Below are 1,820 nucleotides of genomic sequence, written 5' to 3'. Positions count from 1 at the left end.
ATGGGCGATGTTGGATCGCTTAAGGACATTACTATTTGCAATAGCAATACTGAGTAATATCTACCTCCTGATAGAATAATGAAGCTGCTTCGGCAGCTTTTATTGTTTTCGGCACTTTATCGTTACGCCACTTTGGTTTATCAAATTCTTCTCAAATAGCGTAAACTACAGGCTGAACAACTTTTTGAGCCGGGCCGACTGTCGCCGTGATACTTCTACTTCTTCACCAGTTTGCAAGGTAACTTTAAGCGTATCGCTAAACCAAGTATCGATTGATTGAACGTAGGTGAGGTTAATCATTTGTTGCCGATTAACCCGGTAGAATATGCTTTCATCTAATACTACCTCCAGAGCACTAAGTGATTTCTGGATAAGTGGTGAATGCTCGTCAAAGTATATCCGAACGTAATTACCCACGGATTCAAATAGGCGAATATCTCTCAACGGCACAAACCAACATCGCTCACCATCTCGAACAAATACTTTATCATCCGGTGACTTTTTCTCTTTTGATGTATTACCTGCCTGTAATTTTCCTACTGCCTGATGAAGACGTTCCGGGCTAATGGGCTTTAGCAAGTAGTCAATCGTATTATGCTCAAATGAACGGATAGCGTACTGATCGTAGGCCGTAGTGAAAATGACTCGTGGCACCAAATCCAGTGTTTCCAACAGATCGAAGCCAGTTTTACCAGGTAAATGAATATCCAAGAAAATCACGTCAGGTACTGCATCGGCAATTTCAGCCAAAGCTTCATCGGTATTGGCTACTGCCCGGATTTCGTCAAAAACCTGCATTGCCGAGAGCTGATGTACCAGCTCTTGACGAGCTAAACGAGAATCTTCTACCACCAAACAATTCATATAATTGGAATTTGAACCGAAGCTATCACCCAATCTGCTTCTTCACAAATGGTAAAGTGAGCTTCGCCATTATAAATAAGTTGTAATCGCTTTTCAATATTAGCAAGCCCAATTCCCATTTTCTGGTCGAGGGTAGAAGGAGTTGATAAACTTCCGCTATTTCTGACGCACAAATACAATATTGAACCAGTTTTTTGCACTGAGATAAATACCTCACCTCCATCGGGGTGCTGAGAGATGCCGTGTTTGATGGCGTTCTCTACCAATAGTTGAAGCATCATTAGTGGAATCTCGTAAGCAAATAAGCAGTCGTCAACGTTAATTTGATATCGTAACTTTTCTTCATACTGTAATGAAGCCAACGCTAGGTATTGCCGGATCACACCGAGCTCCTGCTCCAGCGGAACCCTATCGCGCTCCGAGTAATGGAGGGCGTAGCGCAGTAGTTCGGAAAAATGAAGCAGCATGTCCCGAGCCCGGTGCGGGTCTTCTAGAATCAATGGACGAATATTGTTGATAGCGTTAAATACGAAGTGCGGATTAATCTGAGACATTAGTAAGCTAAGCTGAGCATCCTTTACTTCGCTAGCTAGCTGCCACCTCTCTACCTCCGTTGAATGCCATCGATTTACGTAGTGGATCAGCAGATAGATGGCGTTCCAACCGAGAAAAATAGCGAAGAATATGAAGAAATTGCTTAGTAAAACTACCTGTGGCAGGAAATTTCCGTATACCAGTCGGAAAGTGACGACTATCAGTAGTGTGAAAGCTAAAGTACTGACTACTGAAGAGCCTAGTAGCAATGAGGCTAGCTTAAATCCTTTCCAGTGCTGCCAGCGATAGCGGTACTGCCGAGCCATAAAGCGTAGGACAGTGGTAATCGCAATGCCACCAATAATAGGAATTAATGTATTTAGTAGCCGTAAGGTAGGCGTTAATGGCAATGAGAATTGAAC

The 1,820-nt window shown here is 43.1% G+C and carries 2 protein-coding genes; both read right to left on the bottom strand.

Features of this window, described 5'->3' with window-relative positions:
• Window positions 1-165 precede the first annotated feature (165 nt).
• Window positions 166-864 (bottom strand): LytR/AlgR family response regulator transcription factor, encoded by a 699-nt coding sequence (locus WBA23_RS07490; RefSeq protein ID WP_424581653.1) that lies wholly within the window; start codon window positions 862-864, stop codon window positions 166-168.
• A partial coding sequence (locus WBA23_RS07485) for a sensor histidine kinase (RefSeq protein ID WP_424581652.1) occupies window positions 861-1,820 on the bottom strand: 960 nt, incomplete at its 5' end. The genes WBA23_RS07485 and WBA23_RS07490, both read right to left, overlap by 4 nt.

Source organism: Tunicatimonas sp., from assembly GCF_049647865.1.
Taxonomy (GTDB): Bacteria; Bacteroidota; Bacteroidia; order Cytophagales; family Cyclobacteriaceae; genus Tunicatimonas.
The sequence above is the reverse complement of the archived record's forward strand: the minus strand, read 5'-3'. Positions and strand labels throughout refer to the sequence as shown.